A 23027-nucleotide genomic window follows, 5' to 3' on the forward strand; every position below is an offset into this window, starting at 1 on the left:
CCAACCTTCAAAGCGTCATGCCGCCCGCTACCTCGATCACCGCGCCGTTGACGTAACTGGCTTCGTCGCTTGCGAGGAACGCATAGACATTCGCGACTTCCTCGGGCTTGCCGAGACGGCCGAGCGGCACATTGGCGCGCATCTTTTCTAGCACTTCGGCGGGGATGGTCGCGAGAATCGGGGTATCGACGAAACCGGGTGCAACCGCATTCACGCGGATGCCCTTCGGCCCGAGTTCACGGCTCCACGTTTTCGTGAAACCGATCACGCCGAACTTGGCCGCCGCGTAATTGGTCTGCCCGAAATTGCCGTAGATGCCGACCACCGAACTCGCATTCAGGATCACGCCCGAACCTTGCGCGATCATGCCATCGACCACGGCCTGGCTCGCGTGAAAGACGGCGCGCAGATTTACGTCGATGACATCGTCGAATTGCTTGAGCGTCATTTTCTGCAGGCGTGCGTCACGCGTGATGCCCGCATTGTTCACGAGCACGTCGATGCGCTTATAGCGGTCGCGCACCGTCGCCACCATCTCGTCGACGCGCTCGCGATCCGACATATCGACGCAAAATGCGCTCGCTTCGGCGCCCGCTTGCCGACACGCTTCGACCACCGCTCCCAGCGCTTCCGCGTTGCGGTCACATGCCGCGACGATCGCGCCTTCCTGCGCGAACTTGAGTGCCGTGGCCGCGCCGATGCCCTGCACCGCGCCCGTGATGATCGCTACTTTTCCTTTCAGTCTCATTCGTTCGAACCTTGTTTTAAGGGAAAAATTGAAGTTATTTCGACGATGAATCGGGCACGCCATACCCCGCCAGAAAGAGATCCACCGCCGCTTCCGCCACCCGCTTCTGCTCGCGCTTGGACAAGGGCGATTGACCCATCGTGACCTGCGGCCAGAACGCGAATCCCTTGACGATGCCATGCAACTGCTGCGCCGCGAACGCCGGGTCCGACGCCACATTCAGGCGGCCATCGGCGGCGGCGGCGCGTATCCATCGCGTCAAGTCTTCTTCGCGCTCGCCAAGCTTGCCGACCATCTCGCGCGCGCGCTCGGGCGAATGAATGCCCTCCGCAATCGCCACTCGCGCAAGCGATAAAAACGCGGCGTCGTTCAAAAGATTCAACTTGCGCGCAAGCAGGTCGAGCAACTGCGCACGCAACGGCGATCGAGGGTCGTAGGCAGGAGCGTCGTCGGACTGGCTTGCGGTCCACAACTGATGGAGGATCGCCGCGAACAGCGCGTCCTTGCCGTCGAAATGGTTGTACACCGTTCTCTTCGATACCCCCGCGCGCGCCGCGATGCGGTCCATGCTCGTGGCGTCATAACCCGAGGCGATGAATTCCTCAACCGCCGCGCTCACGATGGCGGCGCGTTTGCGGTCGGTCAGACGAGGTTGGTCAGCGTTCGATTCCATCAGGCAATTTTACACTGAGCGGTTTACTTTCATCTCGGAAATAAACTACACTGGGCAGTCTACTTTCCTGCTGCACCAACCGGATGCCATTTGCCATGACGTCGATTACCGCCTCGATCAGCCGCGCGCTCGGACTCACCGCAGCCAGGCGCGGACGCGAACTGTCGCATACGTCGCCGCAGCACGACGGCGAGCGCTTTCGCAATGTCAAGCCGCGTCCGGCCGAGGGCATGGGCAAGACCTTGCGCATCATGTGGAACATGATCGTCAACAAGCCGCGCGGCACCGCGCCCGTAGAGCCGCCGGCCGTGCTGACACTGACGCGCGCGCAACTCGATGCCGCGCCGGACCGCAGCCTCTTTCGCCTCGGCCACTCCACGCTGCTCTTCAAACTGCGCGGCGAGTTCTGGCTGACCGATCCGGTGTTCGGCGAGCGCGCATCGCCGTTCCGCAATGTCGGGCCGAAGCGTTTTCATGCGCCGCCCATCGCGCTTGCCGACCTGCCGCCGTTGCGCGGCGTGATCCTTTCACACGATCACTACGACCATCTCGACCGCGAGACCGTGCTTGCGCTCGCCGCGACGACGGACGTGTTTCTGACGCCGCTCGGCGTGGGCGACAGGCTGATCGAATGGGGCATCGACGCGAGCAAGGTGCGCCAGCTCGACTGGTGGCAAAGCGTGGAGCTAGACGGCCTCGCATTCACCGCGACGCCCGCTCAGCACTTTTCCGGCCGCAGTCTCTTCGATGGCAACAGCACGTTGTGGGCGTCGTGGGTGATCGTCGATGACGCCTTGCGCGTGTTCTTTAGCGGCGATACCGGCTATTTCGAAGGATTTCGGACCATCGGCGAGCGGCTCGGACCGTTCGATGTCGCGTTCATCGAAACCGGCGCCTACGACGCGCAGTGGCCCTACGTGCACATGCAGCCCGAGGAGACCGTCCAGGCGCACGTGGACTTGCGCGGCCGCTGGCTCGTGCCCATTCACAACGGCACGTTCGATCTGGCGATGCATCGCTGGCAGGAACCGTTCGAGCGCGTGACTGGGCTCGCGCTTGCACGGGGTATCGCGCTGGCGACGCCGCGCATGGGCGAGCGGCTGAATCTGGTCGAGCCGCATCGCGGTGATAAGTGGTGGCGCGAAGTGCCGGAAGTCGAGACGGTGAAGACAGGATGGCGGTGGTGCGCGGGACGTGAGTCTTCGTGATGCTCGTTGCCGCAGCGGTTGTCGCTTCGCATGGCGTTGAAGCGCATCTGTCCTAAAAGGAATAAGGCCGGGATATCACTCCCGGCCTTTGCGCTTACTGCGCCATCGCGCCCGAAGCCGCGTGATCCTTGCTCATCTTGTCGTGCTTCTTCATCTTGTCGCCCTTGCCCATCGAGTCATGCGACATCGCGTCCTTGCTCATGGAATCGTGAGACATGCTGTCCTTGCTCATCGAGCCCTGCGCCATCGTATCGCTTGCCTGCGCGTAGGCGGCCGTCGTGCCGATTGCAAGGACCGCGGTGAGAACTGCCGTCATCAATTGCTTCATGCTACTTCTCCTTGAGTGAGTGAGGTTGAGTCTTCTGCTCCGGCCAAAGCCGGATTTCAACGAGCGGCGATCATGAACCGCCGAACCAGTTGTAGCCCTGGTCGACCCAATAGCCGCCGGGATACGTGTTCGTGACGAAGATCTCGACGATATGCTTCGGGTTCTTGTAGCCGAGCTTGGTCGGCATGCGAAGCTTCATCGGATAACCGTATTTCGCCGGCAAGCGTTCGCCGTCGTAATCGAAAGTGAGCAGTGTCTGCGGATGCAGCGCCGTCGGCATGTCGATGCTCTCGTAGTAGTCGTCCGCGCAACGAAAACCGACGTACTTCGCCGTCGTATCCGCGCCGGCGCGACGCAGGAACTCCGAGAACGGCGTGCCGCCCCAACGTCCTACGGCGCTCCAGCCTTCCACGCAGATATGACGCGTGATCTGTTCGGCATGCGGCAGCGCGTAAAGCTGCGGCAAGGTCCATACGCGCTGCCCCGCCACGAGCCCGCTCACCTTCAGCCGATAGTCGCTGCCATTCACGCTCGGTACGTCGTCGATTCCGTAGAACGCGTTAAATGGAAACGGCCGCGTGATTTGCGCTTCCGTGTAGGTCGGTGCGAGCCGCGCGGGATCGAATAGCGCGCCTTGCACGCGGTCGTTGAGCCGCGATACCGCAGTCAAAAATGTGTTCACCGAGTCGTCGTCGGTGATCGAGCAGCCGGTGAGCATCGCCAGTCCGCCGAGCGACAACAGGCGCTTGCCGAAAAGACGCCGCGACGGCATATCGAGTTCGCGCCGCGCATCCGCGAGAATCGATGCGCGATCGAGCGTCATGATGCTTCTGTCCTTGAATTTCATCGTGGAGTCTCGTATCGGTTCAACGGCCGCGCAGCATGGTCAGAAGCGAACGCGGCACGAGTGCGACCATCGCCACATGGACGACGATGAACGCCGCCATCACCGCCATCGCGCAGAAATGGACGACGCGCGCCCGGTCATAGCCGCCCATGAGTTCGCGCAGCAGCGGAAACTGCACCGACTTCCATATCGCGAGCCCTGAGAGCACGAGCACCATCAGATCGATCACGACGACGAGATACGCGAGCTTCTGCACCGCGTTGTACTGGCGCAAGTCGCCATGCGAGAGCTTGCCGGTAAGCGCCGCGACCAGGTCACGCCATACGGCGCGTGGCGACACTGGGAAGAACCTGGCGAGGAAACGGCCGCTCGCGAGATTGAGTATCAGATAGAAGATGCCGTTGAAGAACAGCAGCCACATTGCCGCGAAATGCCATTGCAACGCGCCACCGAGCCAGCCGCCAAGGGTGATCGATGGCGGAATGACGAAGCCGAGAAAGACGGGCGATGCGTCGTAGATGCGCCATCCCGAGAACAGCATGATGAAAGCGGCAAAGGCATTGAGCCAGTGCGAGACGCGCAGCCAGAGCGGATGCACGAGTTCAGAAGGCTGATCGACAAGAGTGGTTTGCATGATCGTTCGGGGCGCCACGCGGTTGTGTTCCGAGTAATTCGCCGCCAACGCGCCGCCGGTTACAGCGACGCCTTATTTTTATCGATGCAAAGAAACTGTAACCACGGGACGCTTTGCAACGAACTACCCAGGTCGACCCTTCCACTACACGACGATGACGATGAACACCGACGGCACGTTGCACGCAATCAGCGCCAATGTTGCGACGCATCTTGGCTTCGGCTATTCTGGATCGACCGATCCAGAACGTGAACGTGACCGCGCGGCCACGCAGCGCAATGCGGAATCGCCCATTCGTCGCCTCGTCAACACAGGACCCATCTTGCATGACGCGGAACACCGCCTGAAGGCTCTGTTCGTGCTCGGCCTGGACGGCGAGCAGACTGCCTACCGCGAATTCCTGCAGGCGCTGACGCGGCATTTGCGGGCTTATCTGCGCAAACGTATTCCGCAGCATCGCGAAGATGTCGAAGACCTCGTGCAGGAAATCCTGCTCGCCGTGCACAATGCGCGGCATACGTATCGGCCGGACGAACCGCTCACGGCGTGGGTGCATGCCATTGCCCGCTACAAGCTGACCGACTTCTTCCGCTCGCGCTCGCGTCACGAATCGCTGAACGACCCGCTCGACGACCATACCGACCTCTTCGCGCTCAGCGACGACGAACCCGCGCGCGCGCGTCACGACATCGGCAAGTTGCTCGAACATCTTCCTGACAAGCAGCGCTTGCCTATCGTTCATGTCAAGCTCGAAGGCCTTTCCGTCACCGAAACGGCGCGCATCACGGGGCTGTCCGAGTCGGCGGTGAAGGTGGGCGTGCATCGCGGCCTGAAGGCGCTTGCCGCGCGCATCCGGGGTATCCGATGAAAACCGATGACCTGATCGATCTCCTCTCGAATGGCGCAACGCGCGTCGATCGCGCGGCCATTGCACGACGCTTCGGCGAGGCGTTGCCGCTCGGTGTGCTCGGCTCCGTCGTGTTGATGCTGATGGTCTATGGAATGCGGCCCGACTTGCGCAGCGTCGCGGGCACCGCGATGTTCTGGGCGAAGATCGCATTTCCCTCGTGCGTCGGCATCGGCGCGTTGCTCGCCGTGACGCGGCTCGGCAGGCCGGGTGCGCGCGCGGGTCATGCGTGGGCGCTCGTGGTGCTGCCTTTCGTCGTCGTGTGGGTTGCCGGGGCGTTCGTCCTCGCGGCCGCGCTTCCCGTGGACCGCGCGCCGCTCGTTCTTGGGCATTCGTGGCGCAGTTGTCCGTTCAATATCACGCTGCTATCGTTGCCGACGTTTTCGGCCGTGTTTTGGGCCGTCAAAGGGCTTGCACCCACACGTTTGCGGCTCGCTGGCGCGGTCGCGGGCTTACTCGCAAGCTCGCTCGCCACGCTGGCGTATTGCCTGCATTGCCCGGAGATGAGCCCCGCGTTCTGGAGCGTGTGGTATGCCATCGGCATGCTCATGCCTGCCGCTATCGGCGCATGGCTCGGGCCGCGCTTGCTGCGTTGGTGATAAGACGTCGGGCTTGCTCGCCGCGCTCGCCGTGCTTTCGCGCGTGCGTGAATGAAGCGCCGGTCACTCCAAGCCATCTTTCGTTTCGATCGAAAGATCCGCAACCGGCAAGTTGGCGCAAGCAGGCAAATGGGTCAAGCGCTTTGCGCTATGCTGACGGACCATTCATCGCGAGGATCGACTATGAAAACGGCGTTCAAGGCGGCATGTCTGGCAATGGCGGCCATGCCGCTTTTCTGTTCCGCACAGACCAGTTGCGACTCGAAGCGCGCCTCGATCGAAGAGGAAATTACCTATGCGCGTGCGCATGGCAATGCGAGTCGTATCGATGGCCTGGAAACTGCACTAGGCAAACTGAACGCCAATTGCACGGAAGCGTCCTTACGCAACGAGAGCCAGCGCAAGGTCGCATCCGCGCAAAAGAAGCTCGCCGAACGCGAGCACGATCTGCAGAAAGCGAAGACCGAAGGCAAGAGCGCGAAGAAGATCGCGGAGCGCCAGCGCAAGGTGGATGAAGCGCACGCGGAACTCGCGCGTGCGCAGACCGAAGCGGCGCCTTGAAACCTTAGCGCGAGGAAACGAGTTTCCCGATCACCGCCAGCAGCGAGACCGAGCCCTTGCGGACACGCTCCACCGGGCCTTCGAAGTCGATCCAGCCTTCGTTGAAGCCGTCGAGCATGCGCATGCGCGGCGTGGGATGCCGCATGCCCTGACTCACGAATAACGCTTCCCACTGTTCGCGCGGCACGGCTTGCGCGCGCACCGGCTTACCGAGCGTCTGCGCGAACGCCGCTGCGATATCGTTTGGGCTGACGCGTTGCGGGCCTTCGAGTTCGACATACCGCACACCACTCCATTCCTCTTGGAGCAAGGCGGCGGCGGTGCGGCCGACGTCTTCCGTGGCGATCATCGGGATGGCGCGATCGAGCGGCTGCAGGAACGAATGGACGATGCCCTCGGCGCGCGCCGTATCGACGTCCCATTCGCTGTTTTCCATGAACCAGCCCGGACGCAGAAAGGTCACGGGAATCTCCTGTTTGCTCAACGCTTCTTCCATCAGCGTGCGTTGCGAGAGCAGATTGCTTTCTTTCGCCTGCGCACCGATGGTCGACAGACAAACGATCTTTTTCGGCTTCGCAAGCGCGATAGCGGCGACGATCGCATCGATCACTTCGCGCGCGCTCGCAAAGCCGGGCGCCGGATCGAAATCCGAGGGCGGAAGAATGAACACGCCCGTCGCGCCTTCGAACGCATGCGCGAGCGCTCGCGCATCCGTCATGTCGGCGAGCGCCACCTCGCAGCCGCGCGCCTTCCACGCGTCGCCTTTCTTCGCATCGCGCACGACCGCGCGGACCGTCTGACCCGCGTCGAGCAATGCCTTGGCGAGCGCGCCGCCTACCTTTCCGCTGATTCCCGTGATGACGTACATGATCGACTCTCCGTGTTCGTTATGAAACGATGAGTCGAATGGTAGAGCGCGCGTTCGATGCGAAAAATGGCTTTGAGGTTATTGGATTGATGACGCCGCGTTATGTCCGCCGTTCAGCCTTCGCTACCCGCCTTCACCCGCTTGCGCGCAGGCGCGTTCTTCTTGAGCTTGGTCTGGTTATAAGCGATAGCCGCGCGCACGAGCGCCTTCAAAGCGCGGACATCGACCTTGTCGCCTTCAAGATAGTCGATGGCGCGTCGCGCGTTTCCTTCGAGGCCCGCATTGAAGAGCTGGTCCGGATCGGCAATACCCGCGCCGTGCGCGAAGGTCAGCTTCACCTTGCCCTTGTGCGCGTTGGCCACCGCGATCATGCCGTCGCACGACCAGACCGGGCTGCCCATCCACTTCCATTCCTCGATGATGCGCGGGTCCGCCGAGAGAACCACGCGGCGAATGTCCGCGAACGTCTCGCCGCGCCAGTCGGTGATTCCCGCGATCAATTCGTCGATCTGTTCCGATGCATTCATGAGTGCTCCATGTCTTCTTTTCATGCACCGAGTGATGGTACTGCACAGGGTCTCGCCGTCCCGCGAATCCGCGCACGCGCCACAAAAAAACGCCTCGGCGGTCTTTCGACTCGCAGAGGCGTCTTCCACTCTCAGGTCATGCACGAAGCACCCGCCGATGCCGCCCAGCAAATCAGGACGAAACCGACTGGCCGCGTGCGACGCGTTCGCGTGCCGACGCCGCCGAACGCGAGCGCGCCGTGCGTTTGCGCAGCCAGATCATCAGGCCAGTCGCGCTGAGAATCGCCACCATGACGCCGACGCAGCTGATGAGCACACGTCCGGTCACGCCAATGATGCGTCCCGAATGCAAGGGAAACTGCGCCTGCATGAAGATGTCGCCGGCCGACCCGCGTCCAGGAATCGACGATCCGGCGAGCTTGCCGGTGTAGCCGTTGTAGTAAAGCCAGGCGTTGCCGAGACCGCCGTCGCCGTGATCGTTGCCCGAAGCGAAGAAGCCGACGCCGTAAGCTTGCATCGCCGGAAGGTAATACAGCGCGCCGGGCGGTGCGGCGATATCGAGGCGCTTTGCATCCGCGACGGCGTTCGCGAGGACGCTTTCGGCCGGCAACGCCGTGCTGCCCTTGGGCGCCGCGCGCGTGAGTTCCGGGTTATCGAACATGGTCGGCGCGAGCGGCGAGAGGCGCGAGACGAGCGGACGCACGACCGGATCGCCGAGATTCATCGATATCGAAGTAATGGCGACCATCAGCAGCAAGCCCCAGATCCAGACGCCGCCCGACCGATGCAGATCGAACGTGAGCGCATAACCGCCGCGCCTAAAGCGAAACGCGAAGGACTTGCGCCATGCCTTGACGCTCGGAAACGACAGCACGAGCGCGATGCCGCTGTCGAAGAACCACAAAATCCCGACGATGCCGAGCAGCCACGTTCCCGTATCGATGCCGCCGAGCACCGGCAGATGCAGCGTGTAATGCAGTTTGTAGAGGAACGGCATCAGATCGATACGCGCCAGCGACACCGTGCCCCACAGCCGCTTGCCCTGAATGACGCCCGTTGCCGGATCGACCGCGACCTGACTGTAATCGACATCGAATGGCGCACCCGTTGCCGGGTTCGTGCGCGGCGTGACGAGCATCTGCAGCGTGTGGCCGGGTTCGGCGCCGAGTTGCAGATACGTCACCTGAACGCGCGGATCGGCGGCTTCGACCTTATGCGCGAGTTCGAGCGCCGGCAACGCGGCGCCTTCCGTGCGCGCGTAAAACAACGCCGGATTGAGCCACGCGTCGATTTCGTGATCCCACGCGATCACCGCGCCCGTGAGACCGGACACGAACAAGAAGAGCGCTGTCGCGACGCCGAGCCATCGATGGAGCCGAACCAGAACGGGCCGCACGTCAGCACGCCTTCGGAAGATCATTCAACGCAATTGCCAACATGCCAGCGACGCTCGTCAAATAAGAATGGTTCGCATTCTACGGGTCGCCGAGGGTATCGATCAAGGTTTTTGTAAGCTGTTGTTGCATTCAGCATGGGCTTGTTTGCACTTGATGGGGACATCGGCTACGCAGCACCAACAGCGCGAGCGCACCCGCATGAACTAGAATCCGCGCAGCACGAACCCACTTTCCAGCGCATTTCTCAATGAACGAGCCTTTCGACGAAGCCGCGCGCGATGCCGTTTATCGCGCAATCCACGAACGGCGCGACATGCGCCATTTCACGCGCGAACCGGTCGCGCAAGACGCGTTGAAGCGTATCGTCGATGCCGCGCTGTGTGCGCCGAGCGTCGGCTTCATGCAGCCTTGGCGCATGCTGCGCATCACATGCGATGCAACGCGCGAAGCGCTTCACGCTATCGTCGAACGGGAACGTGTCGCCACCGCCGATGCCCTCGGCGAGCGTCGCGACGCTTTCATGGCACTCAAGGTGGAAGGCATGCGCGAGTGCGCGGAAATCATCGTGATGGCGCTCATGGACGGACGCGAGGCGCACGTCTTCGGCCGGCGCACCTTGCCGCAGATGGATCTCGCGTCGGTGGCGTGCGCCATCCAGAACATGTGGCTTGCGGCGCGCGTGGAAGGCATCGGCATGGGATGGGTTTCCATCTTCGATCCCGACGACGTCGCCGACCTGCTCGGCATGCCGGAAGGCGCGCAGCCAGTCGCGATTCTCTGCATGGGACATGTCGAGCGCTTTTACGACGAACCCATGCTCGAAACCGAAGGCTGGGCCAAGCGCCGTACCCGCGAGGAATGCGTGTTCGAGAACCGCTGGCCGGCGGCATCGGATCAAAGCTGATGCCTGGACCGCGCGTTGCGCACTACAAGTGACGCGGCGGCGCGGTGATCCTTCACATCAATCGAGTGAGTTTGGCGGCGATTGGCGAACGATTGGCGCATCCGTCGGACGGCATCGCGCGTACCAATCTGATACGCGGTGGTCCGATGCACGCTGTCCGCCATATTCGCCAGACGATTCAAGGAGGATCACGCTCTCATGCTCCGCTACGCAGACCGCATTACGTTTATTGGCGCGGGTGTCATCGTGCTGTCCTTGCTGGCCGTCAACCTGCTGCCCAAGCAGGACCGACGCAGCGACGACAGGACGAACATGATGTCGCGCGACCGCGGCGCAGTCGTGCGCGGCAGCGTGCGCGAGGAAGCGCCGGAGCCTGCAAAGGCGCCTGTCGTAGCCGTCGCCGATGCGCGTCCCGAAACCGCGACCGCAACGGCAACCGCAGCCGAAATTACACGCGATGAACCCGCGCCCAGGCCGGTTGCACAGGCAGAACCGGCGCGCGTGCATCGCGCACAGAAGCGGACATTGGAAACCAGAAAGACTGCGCGCGAAAAGCATCGCGGTAACCATGCCGTCGCGCAAACCCGCGTGGCGCCGCTTGAAGCCGCGGCGGTGCGCGCGCCTGTGCCGCCCGTGCAACGCGCGCCGCTCGAATCCGCGGCCGCGAATACGCTCGATAAACCCGCGCGCGCTCCGGCCACGGATGCGCCCATCCCAGTAGCCGCGAAACCAAGCCCGGTTGCTAACGCGGCGCCGGCTTACGTCGTATCGACTCAGGCGCCGAAAACGCGCGCCGAAGTGCAGGACGAGTTGCGCCGGGCGCGCATGAACGGCAACTTGCCTCGCTTCGGCAATCCCGATCCTTACGGTCCCGGCGGCACGCCGAGCGCGACGGCGCCCTAACCGGCGTCAGCGCTTTTCGACTTCGATGGCCTTCGCATAACCCGTCAGTTCGAGATAGCCGCGCCCCCGTTGAGCGGGCGCGGAACCCGTCCCTGTCAGCGTTACCGCGCCCTCCCAGTAAAGCGCGCCGGTGGAATCGCGCGAGTCGAGTTCCTGATCGTCGATGAGCGGTGCGAGCTGCCATTGCAGCGCGCCAACGCGCACCTTCATCGCCACCGGATACGTCGTGCCCGTGCGCGGCGAGCGCCATTGACGTTGCGGCGTGAAGTCGACATCGGCGGGGCCGTATTGCGTCGCGTGTCCGGCGGCATCGCGTAATGCGGCATGCGCCCAGATCGCGTGGCCGTCGCGGCTGCGCACCTTGAAGGCCATGAGTGCGGAGCCGTCGTCGAGATTCGCGCCGAGCCAGTCCCAGCCGGATGCATCCGACGAAAGCAGCGTGCTCGACCATTCGTGATCGAGCCAGGCCTTGCCGGTGACGGCGACCGTATCGCCTTTTTTCTCGGATGCCGACGGCCGCGTGACGCTTCCGCTCACGCTCAATTGCGGCTCGCTGTAGTAGTAGCTCGCCTGCGCGGGAAGCGGGCCCTTCTGCGAGTAGCCCGCATCGCCTTGCAGCATCGGCGGCTGCGTCGGCGCGAAGACGAGATGCAATGCGAAGCCGGCGGCATCGGCGCTGACGGTGTAGCGGCCGTCCGCTGCGCGCGTCATGCGCCATGAATCGAGCTTGACGTCGGTGTTGCCGTTTTTCGCGTAGGCGAGATCGAAGCCTTGTCGCGCGACGTTCTGATCGTGCACGAGGCGGCCGTGCGCGGGATCGCTCAGAGCGGCATGCGCGATGATGAGTTGCGATGGATCGAAAGCACTCGTTGGCTCGCCCTTGCCTGTCTTCGAACGGAAGAAGGTGATTTGGAAACCCATCGGCTTGTGATCGGGTGTTTCGAGCCAGCCGGTTGCGTACCACCATTCGGTGCGGTAAGCGGGGTGGGAGCCGGTGTCTTGGGGCCATTGGATGGAGTGGCCGGGGCTGACGGATGCGAATTGCCGGTCAGCGGCGCTGGCTGTGTCGGACGTCTCCGTGGTGCTTGCCGCATTCGCCGCATTCGCCGCATTCGCCGCATCTGCCGCGCCGGCGACGGTCGCCAAAAGCATCATCGTCGAAAGCAAAGACGCACGCATCACCAATCCTCCCGCACCGCGCGCACGGCATCGATGGACACCGCGCGTCTTCCCGCCAGCACTGCCGTCGCGCATGAAGAAGCGAGCATCACGCAGCCGATGATCGCGATCATCGACCAGGGCACATGCAGTGACATCGTCCAGTGAAACGACTGCGGATTGACGATGAACACGAGGATCAAACTGATCGCGAACCCAAGCACGCAACCCATCGCAATACCGAGCAAGGTAAGCAAGCCACCTTCGCTTGCAAGCAGCGCCAGGATCTGCCCACGCGTGACGCCGACATGCCGCAACATGCCAAACTCGCGAGCGCGCGCAAGTGTCTGCACCGAAAACGTCGCGCCCACGCCGAACAGGCCGATCACGATAGCCACGCCTTCCAGCAAATAAGTCACCGCGAAACTCCGGTCGAAGATGGTGAGCGTGCGCGCGCGGATGTCGCCCGGCTGCGAAAATTCGAGCGCGGCGCCGAACGGCAAGCGCTTTACCGCGTCGATCACCTGTGCGGCCGGCACGCCCTTCGACAGCGTGATGCCGGCGTCGGTCGCGGTGGTGTCGCCCGTGACGCGGCGGTAATCGGCGAGCCGGATCTGCAACGCGCCCGTCTGCCGCACGTAGTCGCGCCAGATGCCCGCGATGACGAAGCGCTCCTTCGCCGCGCCGACCGGCAACGCAATGCGCTCGCCGACCCGATAGCCATAAAGATCGACCGTCGCCTCCGACGCCCATACCGGCGTCTCGTTCGGTTGCCACGACGAAGGCGGCAGCACGGAACCCGTCATCTGCAACGTGGCGCCCGGATCGGCGGCATCGATTTCGCGTGCGATCAGCACGATAGGCGGCTTCGCCGAATCGAGCGTCACCTGCGAGGTGCGCAAAAACGCCGTGTGTTCGATGCCCTTCGTCGCCGCGAGTTGCGCCTGCTCGGCCGGACGCAAGCCGCCCGTATCGCCGCTCGACGCCATGCGCACGTAGAGATCGGCGGAGAGCAGATGCATGAGCCAGTTTTCCACCGACACGCGAAAGCTCGCCACCATGATCGCCATCGCGACGATCAGCGTGAAGCTCGACAGCACGCCGCCCATGGCAATCGACGCTTGACCGGGCGCATTCGCAAGCCGCGCGAGCGCGAGCGTGGCGATCGTGCTGCGCGCGCGCGTGGCGATCGTGCCGCGCGCGCGCGGCGCCTTATTCTTTCGCGATGCATACCCGACGCTCGCCGCACGAAACACGATGGCCGTCAGACGCGGCATGAGCGCGATGCCACCGACGAGCAGAAACGCGACGGCGAGATAACCGGCGATGGGGGCATCGAAGACAGGCGGCACTTGCGTCAGCACCACGCCGAGCGCAAGACAGATCAACGCCGGCCACGGCTTGCGCAGCGGCGTGAGCGCGGCTTCCTCGCTGCCCGCCTTGAGCGCGGGCGCGGGCCGCGCGCGCGCCGCTTCGAGCGCGGGAACGAGCGTCCCCGCCAGCGCCACGCCAATCCCGAGCGCAAGAAAGATGGCCGTCGCAAGCGGTTCGAAACCGACTCGCGGCTGCACGCCCGGAAAGTAGCCGCCGCCCAGATCGCTGCCGAAAAAGCGCAGCGCCACCGCCGCCACCGCATAACCCAGCGCAATGCCGATGATCGCGCCCACCACGCCCAGCAATGCGCCTTCGAGCATGATCTGCCGCACGAGTTGCCTGCGCGTCATGCCGAGCACGCGCAACATCGCGAATTGCGCGCGGCGGCGCACGACGCCCGCCGCTTGCGTCGAAAACACCAGAAACGCGCCGGTAAAAAGCGCGACGAGCGCCAGCACGTTCATGTTGATGCGATACGCGCGCGAAAGCCGGTCGGTGCGGCTTTCGACATCGCGCGTCTGTCCGACGACAAAACGCGCTCCGAGCGACTGCTGCAGCTCGCGCTGGAAGGCGTCGCGATCGACACCGCGCGCGAGTTGCAGATCGACGCGCGACAGCTTGCCCGTCATATGGAAGCGCGTCTGCACCGCCGCAATGTCCATCACCGCGATGCGCTGTCCCGGCAATGCCCGCGCGATTCCGCCCGCCACCCGCAACGGCACCTTCTCGGTCCCGCTCAACAACGCAACCTTGCCACCGGCGCGCGCGCCGAGCCATTGCAATGCGGCGGTCGACAGAAAGATGGCATCGCCCGACAGCACGTCGAACGGCGCGTCGGCGGACGGCACGCCCGTGAGGTCCGGCGCGACGCGCTTGGCGCGGAACACATCGATGCCAAGCACCTTGAGCGGCGCATCGCGGCCGGGCACGGCGGCATCGACTTCGAGCACGGGACTCGCCATGACCACGCCTTCGTGCGCGGCGAGTTGCGGATAGATGTTTTCATCGACGAACGGCTGTGCGCCGCGTGCCTGCAAGTCCGCCTGGCCGGACAGACTGCGCGCGGCGGCGGAAAACTCGTTGAACGCGGCGCTGTTGATGAGTTGCACCGCGTAGCCGAGCCCGACGCCAAGCGCGATAGTGAGTATGGCGACCAGCGCGCGGCCGCGATGACTGCGCCATTGCGCGCCGAGCAACCAGCGCGTGAGCGTGCGGGGCGCGGCGGCGAGCGCCGTCATTGGACGCGCGCTGCGTTGAACGCCGCGAGCGATTCCGCCTCGTGCAAGGTGCCGTCCGCGAGCACGAGCACGCGATCGGCAACCGCGGCGGCCGCTTCGGAATGCGTGACCATGATGGTCGCGGCGCCCGTCGATTTCGTTTCGTGGCGCAAGAGCGCGAGGATTTCGTGCGCCGTTTGCGGATCGAGATTGCCGGTGGGTTCATCGGCGAGAATGAGGCGCGGCCGATGCACCAACGCGCGCGCAATCGCCACGCGCTGCAACTCGCCGCCGGACAACTGTCGCGGCAAATCATCGTCGCGGCCCGCGAGACCGACAGCGGCGAGCATCGCGTTCGCGGGCGCGGGCGGCATGGCGTTGAGCAGCAGCGGCACTGCGACGTTTTGCGCGAGCGTGAGATGCGGCAGCACGTGAAACGCCTGAAAGACGAAGCCGAGCTTCTCGCGGCGCGTGCGCGTGGCGGCATCGTCGCTTTGGGTAGACATCGGCGCGCCATCGATCAGTACGTCGCCGCTGTCGGCGGTATCGAGACCGGCGATCAGATTCAGCAAAGTGGACTTGCCGACGCCCGAGTCGCCCATGATCGCGACGAACTCGCCCGATTCGAGGATGAAGTCGAGGCCCGCGAGCACGATGCGGCCGTTGCCGTAGGACTTGCTGAGGCGGCGGCATTCGAGTGCGGGAGCGATGGAGGGCATGAGGGCCAGGCGTGGGACGGTCGTTTCAAGGGGCAAGTAGTGTACCCGGAGCCATCGCGGCAAGCAGCGACGGCAGCGCTCGCCTCGACGCGCTCACCACCACAAACCACTGCGCCCCGTTCACCAGCCATGCCGGTGACGGGGCGCATCGTTCCAGCGAACAGCGATAAAAAATCAGGTCACCGGCGCCGGATTGAACAGAACCAGCGCGTTATGCAGCTTCAGTTTCTCGGCGCGCGTCTGCTTCTTTCCGCTCGCGACATCGAGCATGAGACGGAACAACTCCCAGCCCACGTCCGCAATCGTCGCTTCGCCCGTCGCGATGGTGCCCGCGTTGATATCCATCAGATCGTGCCAGCGCCGCGCCAGATCCGAACGCGTCGCGACCTTGATGACCGGTACTTCGGCCAGGCTGTACGGCGTGCCGCGTCCGGTGGTGAACACATGCAGGTTGATACCCGCAGCCAGTTGCAGCGTGCCGCAGATGAAGTCGCTCGCGGGCGTCGCCGCGTAGATCAAGCCCTTCTGCTTGACCTTTTCGCCCGGCGAAAGCACGCCCGAAATGGTCGAGCTACCCGACTTGACGATGGACCCCATCGCCTTCTCGACGATATTCGATAGCCCGCCCTTCTTGTTGCCCGGCGTGGTGTTCGCGCTGCGATCCGCGCCGCCGCGCTTCAGATAATCGTCGTACCACTGCATCTCGCGGATGATTGCCGCCGCCACTTCGCCGTTCGCGGCGCGCGCCGTCAACTGGGCGACGCCATCGCGCACTTCGGTGACTTCCGAGAACATGACGGTCGCGCCTGCACGCACCAGCAGGTCGGTCGCGAAACCGACGGCCGGATTCGCCGTCAGACCGGAGAAGGCGTCGCTGCCGCCGCACTGCACGCCGATCACGAGGTCCGCCGCCGGACACGTCTCGCGGCGACGATTGTTGAGGCGTTTCAGGTGCGAGTCGGCCATGCGCATGATGGAATCGATCATCGACTCGAAGCCGACATGCGATTCGTCCTGCAGCACGACCGCGCCGCCGTTCTCGTCCGCCGTGAGATCGCCGATATCGGCAACGTCGTCCACTTCCACCGATGCCGCCGCGATAGGAATGGTGCCAGGCGGCATCAGGCGCTCGGGCTGCAGCTTCTCGCAGCCGAGACTCACCATCATCACTTCGCCGCCGAAGTTCGGATTCAGCGCGATATTGCGCACCGTGCGGATAGGCACCATGGCGTCGGGCGCGTCGATGGCGACGCCGCAGCCGTACGTATGGCCGAGGCTCACGACGTCGTCGACATTGGGGTATTGCGGCAGCAGTTCCGTCTTGATGCGCGTCACCGCGTGCTGCACGACGTCGGCCACGCATTGCACGGTCGTCGTGATGGCGAGGATGTTGCGCGAGCCGACCGAGCCGTCCGCATTGCGATATCCCTCGAACGTGAAGCCTTCGAGCGGCGAGTTGTCCGGCGCCTTGATGGTCGCGATCGGCAGATCGTGCAACTCGGGCGGCGTGGGCATGCGCAGCACGTGCTCGTTGATCCAGCTTCCCTTTGGCAGCGGCTTGTTCGCATAGCCGATCACGACGTTATAGCGGATGACCGCGTCGCCTTCCTGCAGATCGGCCAGCGCGACCTTGTGGCCTTGCGGCACGCGCTCGCGCAGCACGAGGCCGTCGGCGAACGTGGCGCCTTCGCCCAGACCGCCGTCGTTGACGACGATCGCGACGTTATCGTCCGGGTGCACGCGAATATAGAGCGGGGACTGATTCATTCTTGATGATCCTTGGCGCGAAAACTTCTGCCGGCTAGAGTTATGTCATCCTACAACATAGCCGCTGTCTTTTGGTCGGTGTTTACCCCGAATAGCGGCGAATTCGTTCACTTTTGGTTGTACGACGTCACCCCATGTTGTACGATGACCTATAAGCGCTGCAACCGCCGGACGCTGCCCACCGAGATAACACCATGACGACACCGCAAGAACTCAAGCAAATCGTTTCCGAAGGCCTGCTTTCTTTTCCCGTGACCGACTTCGACAGCCAAGGCAATTTCCGCGCGGATACTTACGCCGAACGCCTCGAATGGCTCGCGCCCTACGGCGCATCGGCGCTGTTCGTGGCGGGCGGCACGGGTGAGTTCTTTTCGCTGACGCAACCCGAATATTCGCAGATCGTGAAGACGGCCACCGAAGTGTGCCGTGGCAAGGTGCCCATTCTCGCCGGCGCGGGCGGCCCGACGCGCACGGCCATCGCGTTTGCGCAGGAAGCCGAGAAGAACGGCGCGCAGGGCATTTTGCTGATGCCGCATTATCTGACCGAAGCGTCGCAAGAAGGTATCGCGGCTCACGCCGAAGAAGTCTGCAAGGCCGTGCCGAAGATGGGCGTCATCATCTATAACCGCGCCAACTCCAAGCTCAACGCCGACATGCTCGAACGTCTGGCCGACCGCTGCCCGAACCTGATCGGCTTCAAGGACGGCGTGGGCGAGATCGAGCCCATGGTCACCATCCGCCGCCGTCTGGGCGACCGCTTCTCGTACCTCGGCGGCCTGCCGACCGCGGAAGTCTACGCCGCCGCCTACAAGGCGCTCGGCGTGCCGGTGTATTCGTCGGCCGTGTTCAACTTCATTCCGAAGACCGCGATGGACTTCTATCGCGCCATCGCGGCGGACGACCACGAAACCGTCGGCAAGCTGATCGACGACTTCTTCCTGCCGTACCTTGCCATCCGCAATCGCCGTGCGGGCTATGCGGTGAGCATCGTCAAGGCGGGCGCGAAGCTGGTCGGTCACGACGCGGGCCCGGTGCGCGCACCGCTCACCGACCTGACCGAGGAAGAAGTCGCCCAGCTCGACGTGCTGATCAAGAAGCTCGGCGCACAGTAAGAGTACGACAGGCAGGAGACACAAAAACGCGCGGCGCCGTCATCAACGAGCGCCGCGCGTTTTTTTTTCCGTAACCAAAAGGTGTTTGCCATGTCGATGAGCCGCGCTGCTGCTCCGGCCGACGCCATGAAGCGCACGAAAGTGCGTTACGTGATTCTGTTGCTGATCTTCGTGATCACGACCTTCAACTATGCGGATCGCGCGACCTTGTCGGTCACCGGCTCCGCAATGCGCGCCGAGTTCGGTTTCGACGCCATCCGCATGGGGTATATCTTCTCGGCCTTCAGTTGGGCGTATGTGCTCTCGCAGCTTCCCGCAGGCTGGCTGCTCGACCGCTTCGGCGCGCGGCGCGTGTATGCGGCAAGTATCTTTCTGTGGTCGCTGTTTACGCTGCTGCAAAGCTCGATCGGCCTGCTCGGCAGCGCCGCCACCGCCGTGACCGCGTTGTTCGTGCTGCGCTTCATGATGGGCGCGGCCGAAGCGCCCGCCTTCCCCGCCAACGCCAAAGTGGTCGCAAGCTGGTTTCCGACCAGCGAACGCGGCACGGCATCGGCCATTTTCAATGCGGCGCAGTATTTCGCCGCTGTCGTGTTCACGCCGTTGATGGCCTGGCTCACGCACGCTTTCGGCTGGCATCACGTGTATATCGTCATGGGTATCGCCGGCTTGCTGCTTGCGCTGACATGGCTCGCTGTCATGAAGAATCCCGCCGATCATCCGGGCATCAACAAGCAGGAACTCGATTACATCGAGGAAGGCGGCGGCCTCGTGCGCGGGCATCGGCGTGGGCGCGTCGGCGGCAACGGTGGCAACGCTTTGGGCTGGAGCGCCGTGCGCCAGTTGCTCACGAACCGCATGCTGCTCGGCGTGTATCTCGCGCAGTTCTGCATCAACGTGCTGACGTACTTCTTCCTGACGTGGTTTCCCATCTATCTCGTGCAGGCGCGTCACATGACGATTCTGCAAGCGGGCCTGATCGCCTCGCTGCCTGCAATCTGCGGCTTTCTCGGCGGCGTGCTGGGCGGCGTGCTGTCCGACTCGCTGATCCGCCACGGGCGTTCGGTCACGTTCGCGCGCAAGCTGCCGATCGTCGCCGGCATGTTGCTGTCGTCGTGCATCATCGGCTGCAACTACGTGGATGCGGACTGGCTCGTCGTGGCGTTGATGTCGCTCGCGTTCTTCGGCAAGGGCATAGGTGCGTTGGGCTGGGCGGTGGTCGCGGATACGGCGCCGAAGGAAGCCATCGGCTTGTCGGGTTCGATCTTCAATATGTTCGGCAATGCGGCGGGCATCGTCACGCCGATCGTGATCGGCTATATCCTCGCGCGGACCGGCTCGTTCAACGGCGCGCTGGCGTTCGTCGGCGTCAATGCGCTGATCACGGTGTTTGCCTATCTCGTGATCGTCAAGGACATCAAGCGGGTGGAGTTAAGGCCGGTTTGATGTGTCAGCTCGATGTGTCGGCTTAAGTCGATGAAAGCGGCCTTCGTGGCCGCTTCTTCTCATTCCGCGGCGATCACTTCGATACGCAACGGTTCGCCGCCATTTGCAATCTCGACCAGCCGATCCACATTCGGATGCGCGCCCGGACGGCTGCGCGCATCGGTCGTATGTTCGGCGAAAAGAGCGAGGCCATACTCGGCGGCCTCGACATCGAGCGTGCCGAAGGCCTGCTTGAGATAGCGATACACCGCGAGCGAGCCCTGCTTGCCCGGCTTGTTTTCGATGCTCGACACCACCGCGCCTCGGCTATCGATCAGATCGATACGCCCGATACCATCGATGCCCGGCAATTGCGCCAGGTTGTCCTTGAATACGCTCTTCGGCTCGATCACGCTTGACGCTCCTGTTCGATAATGGACGTTCGGAAGCGCGCTATCTTACGTCAAAGGCACGATCACATCGACAAGCGCGATCTCTCCGCCTTCGATCACGCGTGCCGTGATTCCGCCGAAGCCGCGCACGGCGTTATAGCCGCCGACGCCGAAAGTCTCTTCCATCCGCGAACAGGGATGACATTCGCCGCTCGCTTCGAGCACCGCATCGCCGATACGAAACCGACGGTCCTTCAGCGCATGCAGATTGATGCCCGACGTGACGATATTGCGTCGCAGATCGAATGGCGAGACTTCGTCGCGGCCAAGATGGCTCGCTATGGCACGCATGCTTTCGAGCTGTATCAGCGTCACTTGCCGGTTGCCCTGCTTGCGGCTGTAGTGGTCGCCGTCAAGGCCGCCACCTGTCAGCGCCGTCGTACTCTCGACCTGTTGCATGGGCGCGCGCCGCGCCGTGCGCAAGCCTATCCATACTATTCCGCCGGGCAGCACGGGCGCGAGCATGAGACGGGCGAGCGGCGAAGCAGGATTGAGCGGCATGAGGACAATAGAAGCGCACGGCGATACGTACGATTCTATCGTTTGCCTTTAACTCGCGTCGGCCTGCAGGCCGTCGACATCGGTCACCGTCCTGGACGCGCGAATCACGCGCATCAAGAGCCACGCAATGAGATAAGCGCTGCCGCAGATCACGAAGATGACGTTGTAACCCGCGCCGATGTTGCCGAGCAACTTGAAGTGGTCGAGCACCGCGCCGACGAAAAGCGGAAAGAGCGTCGCACCCAAGGCACCCGCCAATCCGCCAATGCCGACCACGGAGCCGACCAGTTGCTTCGGAAACATGTCGGACGCGGTAGTGAAAAGATTCGCCGACCAGCCCTGGTGCGCCGCCGCCGCGAGACTGAGCAAAGCGACCATCGCCCACATGTTGTCGATCCACGGCGCGAATGCAATTGGCGTGACGAGCAGCGCGAGGCCGAACATGGTCGTGCCACGCGCCTTCGAAACGCTCCAGCCGCGCGCAATCAGTTTCGACGATATCCACCCGCCACCCACGCTGCCGATGGACGTCGCGACATACACGATCACGAGCGGCAGCCCGAGGTTCTTCAAGTCGAGATTGAAGCGCGAATTGAAGTACGACGGCAGCCAGAACAGCATGAACCACCAGATGGGATCCGTCAGCAATTTACCGACGAAGAACGCCCATGTCGGCCGCAACTTCAAGAGCGCGAACCAGCTGATGCGCGGTTGCGGCGCGGCGTTGGTGGAAGCGCCATCGTCGATCAGGCGAAGTTCTTCCCGCGACACCTTCTTGTGTTTCAAAGGCGCCTGATACATGAAGTACCAGAAGCCGAGCCACACGAAACCGGTCAGGCCGGTGACGAAGAAAGCCGCTTCCCATCCGTACACGGCCGCGAGCCAAGGCACGGTCGCCGGCGCCACCACCGCGCCGATGCTCGTGCCCGAAGTCAGGATGCCGACCGCGAACGCCTGTTCCTTGCGCGGGAACCATTCGGATACGCTCTTTACCGCGCATGGAAAGCTGCCCGATTCCGACAAGCCGAGCAAGGCTCGCATCACGCCGAAGCCGAAGGTGCTGCGCACGAGCGCGTGTCCGCACGCCGCGATGCTCCACAACAACACGCACACGCCATAGCCAATTTTCACGCCGACGCGATCGACGAGCTTTCCCGACAGCAGCATGCCCACTGCATAGCAAGCGGTGAAAATGACGACGATGTAGCTATATTGCGTCTCCGTCCAACTGAACTGCACCGCGAGCGCGGGTTTGAGCAGACCGAGCACTTGCCGGTCCAAATAGTTGATGGTGGTCGCAAAAAACAGCAGCGCGCAGATGCGCCAGCGGTAACTGGAACGGTCCATGTCTTGTCTCTCTCCACTTCATACGGTTTACTAAGTAATTATCTGGCCCACGATGACTGCGCCGAGAGGCATCAAAATCTCGCGTTGCGTTTCTCGCGAAAAGCCGCCACTCCTTCGAGCGCATCCGGCGATGCCTTGCATACCGAAGCCGCCAGTTCGTGCGCGATTTCTGCCTGGCCTGTTTCGACTAGTCGAAGCAGCCGCTTTCCAACCGACAGCGAGGTCCGCGACCGGCCGACGAGCAACGCGCTCACGGCATCGACACGTACGCGCAAGGTATCCGCGGGCAAGGCTTCGTTGACGATTCCCCATGCCACCGCGCGCGCGGCATCGATAGGTTCGCCGAGCAGAATCAGTTCACGCGTGCGTACCGCGCCCACGAGTTCCGCGAGACGCGCGCAGCCCATCCAGCCGGGAATCGCGCCGACGGAGGCCTCGGGAAAACCGAGCTTCGCATCGACGCTCGCATAGCGCAGATCGCATGCAAGCGCGAGTTCCAGTCCGCCGCCAAGCGCACTGGCCGAGAGCACCGCGATGGTCGGAGTATCCAGTTCCGCGATGCCACGAAACACGCGATTTCCCTCGCGTATGAAGCGCGTGCCCATCTTCTGAGGATCGATGTCGCCCCACTCGTTGATATCCGCGCCGCTCGAAAAGAAGCGCGGACTCGCGGTTTCGAAGCGCAAGACGCGCACGTCATCGTTGCGCTCGACTTCTTTCACGGCGCGCGCGATATCGTCGAGCATGTGAAGCGTCAGCGCGTTATGACGGGCCACGCGTTCGAGCGTGATGACCGCGATGCCGCCCTCGACGGCGAAGCGAATGCCGGATTCCGATTGCATGCCTGTCTCCTC

24 protein-coding genes are annotated in these 23027 nt (G+C 63.3%); 8 read left to right on the forward strand and 16 right to left on the reverse strand.

The annotated features are described in order from the left end of the window. Nucleotides 1-7: 7 nt before the first annotated feature. Nucleotides 8-748 carry a beta-ketoacyl-ACP reductase gene (locus tag NCR98_RS27500; RefSeq protein ID WP_250527926.1) on the reverse strand — a complete coding sequence of 247 codons (741 nt, stop codon included), beginning with the start codon at nt 746-748 and terminating at the stop codon, nt 8-10. Nucleotides 749-782: 34 nt separating this feature from the next. Then, on the reverse strand, nt 783-1421 hold the full coding sequence (locus tag NCR98_RS27505; protein ID WP_250468447.1) for a TetR/AcrR family transcriptional regulator: 639 nt from the start codon (nt 1419-1421) through the stop codon (nt 783-785). A 95-nt stretch (nt 1422-1516) separates the two neighbouring features. Between NCR98_RS27505 and NCR98_RS27510 the strand changes: the two genes are divergently transcribed. After that, nucleotides 1517-2629, forward strand: a complete 1113-nt coding sequence (locus NCR98_RS27510; RefSeq protein ID WP_250527927.1) for an MBL fold metallo-hydrolase — start codon at nt 1517-1519, stop codon at nt 2627-2629. A 94-nt stretch (nt 2630-2723) separates the two neighbouring features. On the opposite strand, the gene NCR98_RS27515 is transcribed toward NCR98_RS27510, so the two are convergent. The 3 genes from NCR98_RS27515 to NCR98_RS27525 all read right to left on the reverse strand — a co-directional run bounded on the left by NCR98_RS27515 (nt 2724) and on the right by NCR98_RS27525 (nt 4438). Beyond that, nucleotides 2724-2957: a pentapeptide MXKDX repeat protein gene (locus NCR98_RS27515; RefSeq protein WP_250527928.1), complete on the reverse strand. Its 234-nt coding sequence runs from the start codon at nt 2955-2957 to the stop codon at nt 2724-2726. 70 nt (nt 2958-3027) lie between these two features. Further along, a complete protein-coding gene (locus tag NCR98_RS27520; RefSeq protein ID WP_250527929.1) occupies nt 3028-3804 on the reverse strand; it encodes a molybdopterin-dependent oxidoreductase in 777 nt (258 codons plus the stop codon). A 19-nt stretch (nt 3805-3823) separates the two neighbouring features. Next, nucleotides 3824-4438 (reverse strand): cytochrome b/b6 domain-containing protein, encoded by a 615-nt coding sequence (locus NCR98_RS27525; protein ID WP_250527930.1) that lies wholly within the window; start codon nt 4436-4438, stop codon nt 3824-3826. Between the two features lie 322 nt (nt 4439-4760). Here NCR98_RS27525 and NCR98_RS27530 point away from each other — a divergent pair, with 322 nt between their 5' ends. From NCR98_RS27530 to NCR98_RS27540, 3 genes are all read left to right on the forward strand, one after another. Continuing rightward, entirely contained in the window at nt 4761-5306 is a 546-nt protein-coding gene (locus NCR98_RS27530; RefSeq protein ID WP_250469490.1) for a sigma-70 family RNA polymerase sigma factor, read from the forward strand. After that, nucleotides 5303-5944, forward strand: a complete 642-nt coding sequence (locus tag NCR98_RS27535; protein WP_250527931.1) for a DUF1109 domain-containing protein — start codon at nt 5303-5305, stop codon at nt 5942-5944. The genes NCR98_RS27530 and NCR98_RS27535 overlap by 4 nt, the downstream gene beginning before the upstream one ends. A 183-nt stretch (nt 5945-6127) precedes the next feature. Further along, nucleotides 6128-6505, forward strand: coding sequence for a DUF1090 domain-containing protein (locus tag NCR98_RS27540; RefSeq protein ID WP_250468453.1), 378 nt, complete (start codon nt 6128-6130; stop codon nt 6503-6505). A 4-nt stretch (nt 6506-6509) separates the two neighbouring features. On the opposite strand, the gene NCR98_RS27545 is transcribed toward NCR98_RS27540, so the two are convergent. From NCR98_RS27545 to NCR98_RS27555, 3 genes are all read right to left on the reverse strand, one after another. After that, nucleotides 6510-7373 carry an NmrA family NAD(P)-binding protein gene (locus NCR98_RS27545; protein ID WP_250468455.1) on the reverse strand — a complete coding sequence of 288 codons (864 nt, stop codon included), beginning with the start codon at nt 7371-7373 and terminating at the stop codon, nt 6510-6512. A 113-nt stretch (nt 7374-7486) separates the two neighbouring features. Then, entirely contained in the window at nt 7487-7900 is a 414-nt protein-coding gene (locus NCR98_RS27550) for a DUF1801 domain-containing protein (RefSeq protein WP_250527932.1), read from the reverse strand. Between the two features lie 172 nt (nt 7901-8072). Further along, nucleotides 8073-9296 (reverse strand): PepSY-associated TM helix domain-containing protein, encoded by a 1224-nt coding sequence (locus tag NCR98_RS27555; RefSeq protein ID WP_250527933.1) that lies wholly within the window; start codon nt 9294-9296, stop codon nt 8073-8075. Nucleotides 9297-9544: 248 nt separating this feature from the next. On the opposite strand from NCR98_RS27555, the gene bluB reads away from it, so the two are divergent. Further along, nucleotides 9545-10201 carry a 5,6-dimethylbenzimidazole synthase gene (gene bluB, locus NCR98_RS27560; RefSeq protein WP_250527934.1) on the forward strand — a complete coding sequence of 219 codons (657 nt, stop codon included), beginning with the start codon at nt 9545-9547 and terminating at the stop codon, nt 10199-10201. A gap of 198 nt (nt 10202-10399) precedes the next feature. Beyond that, nucleotides 10400-11104 (forward strand): DUF4148 domain-containing protein, encoded by a 705-nt coding sequence (locus tag NCR98_RS27565; RefSeq protein ID WP_250527935.1) that lies wholly within the window; start codon nt 10400-10402, stop codon nt 11102-11104. A 6-nt stretch (nt 11105-11110) separates the two neighbouring features. Here the strand turns inward: NCR98_RS27565 and NCR98_RS27570 are convergent, their stop codons facing one another. The 4 genes from NCR98_RS27570 to garD form a co-directional block, all read right to left on the reverse strand. Continuing rightward, a complete protein-coding gene (locus NCR98_RS27570) occupies nt 11111-12283 on the reverse strand; it encodes a lipocalin-like domain-containing protein (protein ID WP_250527936.1) in 1173 nt (390 codons plus the stop codon). Then, on the reverse strand, nt 12283-14874 hold the full coding sequence (locus NCR98_RS27575; protein ID WP_250527937.1) for an FtsX-like permease family protein: 2592 nt from the start codon (nt 14872-14874) through the stop codon (nt 12283-12285). Before NCR98_RS27575 ends, NCR98_RS27570 begins: the two co-directional genes overlap by 1 nt. Further along, nucleotides 14871-15572, reverse strand: coding sequence for an ABC transporter ATP-binding protein (locus NCR98_RS27580; RefSeq protein WP_244830087.1), 702 nt, complete (start codon nt 15570-15572; stop codon nt 14871-14873). The genes NCR98_RS27575 and NCR98_RS27580 overlap by 4 nt, the downstream gene beginning before the upstream one ends. 174 nt (nt 15573-15746) lie before the next feature. After that, nucleotides 15747-17339: a galactarate dehydratase gene (gene garD / locus NCR98_RS27585; protein WP_244830086.1), complete on the reverse strand. Its 1593-nt coding sequence runs from the start codon at nt 17337-17339 to the stop codon at nt 15747-15749. Nucleotides 17340-17533: 194 nt separating this feature from the next. On the opposite strand from garD, the gene kdgD reads away from it, so the two are divergent. Continuing rightward, nucleotides 17534-18451 (forward strand): 5-dehydro-4-deoxyglucarate dehydratase, encoded by a 918-nt coding sequence (kdgD, locus tag NCR98_RS27590; protein ID WP_244830083.1) that lies wholly within the window; start codon nt 17534-17536, stop codon nt 18449-18451. A 90-nt stretch (nt 18452-18541) separates the two neighbouring features. After that, a complete protein-coding gene (locus NCR98_RS27595; protein ID WP_250527938.1) occupies nt 18542-19894 on the forward strand; it encodes an MFS transporter in 1353 nt (450 codons plus the stop codon). Between the two features lie 59 nt (nt 19895-19953). Here the strand turns inward: NCR98_RS27595 and NCR98_RS27600 are convergent, their stop codons facing one another. The 4 genes from NCR98_RS27600 to NCR98_RS27615 all read right to left on the reverse strand — a co-directional run bounded on the left by NCR98_RS27600 (nt 19954) and on the right by NCR98_RS27615 (nt 23015). Further along, the gene (locus NCR98_RS27600; RefSeq protein WP_250527939.1) at nt 19954-20286 is read right to left on the reverse strand and encodes a DUF2322 family protein; all 333 of its coding nucleotides are present in this window, start codon (nt 20284-20286) and stop codon (nt 19954-19956) included. A gap of 45 nt (nt 20287-20331) precedes the next feature. Then, the gene (locus NCR98_RS27605; protein WP_250527940.1) at nt 20332-20826 is read right to left on the reverse strand and encodes an MOSC domain-containing protein; all 495 of its coding nucleotides are present in this window, start codon (nt 20824-20826) and stop codon (nt 20332-20334) included. Nucleotides 20827-20874: 48 nt separating this feature from the next. Further along, nucleotides 20875-22173: an MFS transporter gene (locus NCR98_RS27610; RefSeq protein WP_250527941.1), complete on the reverse strand. Its 1299-nt coding sequence runs from the start codon at nt 22171-22173 to the stop codon at nt 20875-20877. A gap of 71 nt (nt 22174-22244) precedes the next feature. Further along, nucleotides 22245-23015, reverse strand: a complete 771-nt coding sequence (locus tag NCR98_RS27615) for an enoyl-CoA hydratase/isomerase family protein (protein WP_250527942.1) — start codon at nt 23013-23015, stop codon at nt 22245-22247. Nucleotides 23016-23027 lie beyond the last annotated feature (12 nt).

This window comes from Caballeronia sp. GAWG2-1, assembly GCF_023631405.1.
Lineage (GTDB): Bacteria > Pseudomonadota > Gammaproteobacteria > Burkholderiales > Burkholderiaceae > Caballeronia.

Bases quoted from the DNA above. Each gene is read 5' to 3' on its own strand.
- NCR98_RS27580 (WP_244830087.1), bottom strand. From the start codon at position 15,572: ATGCCCTCCATCGCTCCCGCACTCGAATGCCGCCGCCTCAGCAAGTCC.
- NCR98_RS27510 (WP_250527927.1), top strand. From the start codon at position 1,517: ATGACGTCGATTACCGCCTCGATCAGCCGCGCGCTCGGACTCACCGCA.
- NCR98_RS27520 (WP_250527929.1), bottom strand. From the start codon at position 3,804: ATGAAATTCAAGGACAGAAGCATCATGACGCTCGATCGCGCATCGATT.
- NCR98_RS27565 (WP_250527935.1), top strand. From the start codon at position 10,400: ATGCTCCGCTACGCAGACCGCATTACGTTTATTGGCGCGGGTGTCATC.
- bluB (WP_250527934.1), top strand. From the start codon at position 9,545: ATGAACGAGCCTTTCGACGAAGCCGCGCGCGATGCCGTTTATCGCGCA.
- NCR98_RS27535 (WP_250527931.1), top strand. From the start codon at position 5,303: ATGAAAACCGATGACCTGATCGATCTCCTCTCGAATGGCGCAACGCGC.
- NCR98_RS27575 (WP_250527937.1), bottom strand. From the start codon at position 14,874: ATGACGGCGCTCGCCGCCGCGCCCCGCACGCTCACGCGCTGGTTGCTC.
- NCR98_RS27605 (WP_250527940.1), bottom strand. From the start codon at position 20,826: ATGCCGCTCAATCCTGCTTCGCCGCTCGCCCGTCTCATGCTCGCGCCC.
- NCR98_RS27615 (WP_250527942.1), bottom strand. From the start codon at position 23,015: ATGCAATCGGAATCCGGCATTCGCTTCGCCGTCGAGGGCGGCATCGCG.
- NCR98_RS27545 (WP_250468455.1), bottom strand. From the start codon at position 7,373: ATGTACGTCATCACGGGAATCAGCGGAAAGGTAGGCGGCGCGCTCGCC.
- garD (WP_244830086.1), bottom strand. From the start codon at position 17,339: ATGAATCAGTCCCCGCTCTATATTCGCGTGCACCCGGACGATAACGTC.
- NCR98_RS27525 (WP_250527930.1), bottom strand. From the start codon at position 4,438: ATGCAAACCACTCTTGTCGATCAGCCTTCTGAACTCGTGCATCCGCTC.
- kdgD (WP_244830083.1), top strand. From the start codon at position 17,534: ATGACGACACCGCAAGAACTCAAGCAAATCGTTTCCGAAGGCCTGCTT.
- NCR98_RS27500 (WP_250527926.1), bottom strand. From the start codon at position 748: ATGAGACTGAAAGGAAAAGTAGCGATCATCACGGGCGCGGTGCAGGGC.
- NCR98_RS27515 (WP_250527928.1), bottom strand. From the start codon at position 2,957: ATGAAGCAATTGATGACGGCAGTTCTCACCGCGGTCCTTGCAATCGGC.
- NCR98_RS27505 (WP_250468447.1), bottom strand. From the start codon at position 1,421: ATGGAATCGAACGCTGACCAACCTCGTCTGACCGACCGCAAACGCGCC.
- NCR98_RS27570 (WP_250527936.1), bottom strand. From the start codon at position 12,283: ATGCGTGCGTCTTTGCTTTCGACGATGATGCTTTTGGCGACCGTCGCC.
- NCR98_RS27540 (WP_250468453.1), top strand. From the start codon at position 6,128: ATGAAAACGGCGTTCAAGGCGGCATGTCTGGCAATGGCGGCCATGCCG.
- NCR98_RS27610 (WP_250527941.1), bottom strand. From the start codon at position 22,173: ATGGACCGTTCCAGTTACCGCTGGCGCATCTGCGCGCTGCTGTTTTTT.
- NCR98_RS27550 (WP_250527932.1), bottom strand. From the start codon at position 7,900: ATGAATGCATCGGAACAGATCGACGAATTGATCGCGGGAATCACCGAC.
- NCR98_RS27595 (WP_250527938.1), top strand. From the start codon at position 18,542: ATGTCGATGAGCCGCGCTGCTGCTCCGGCCGACGCCATGAAGCGCACG.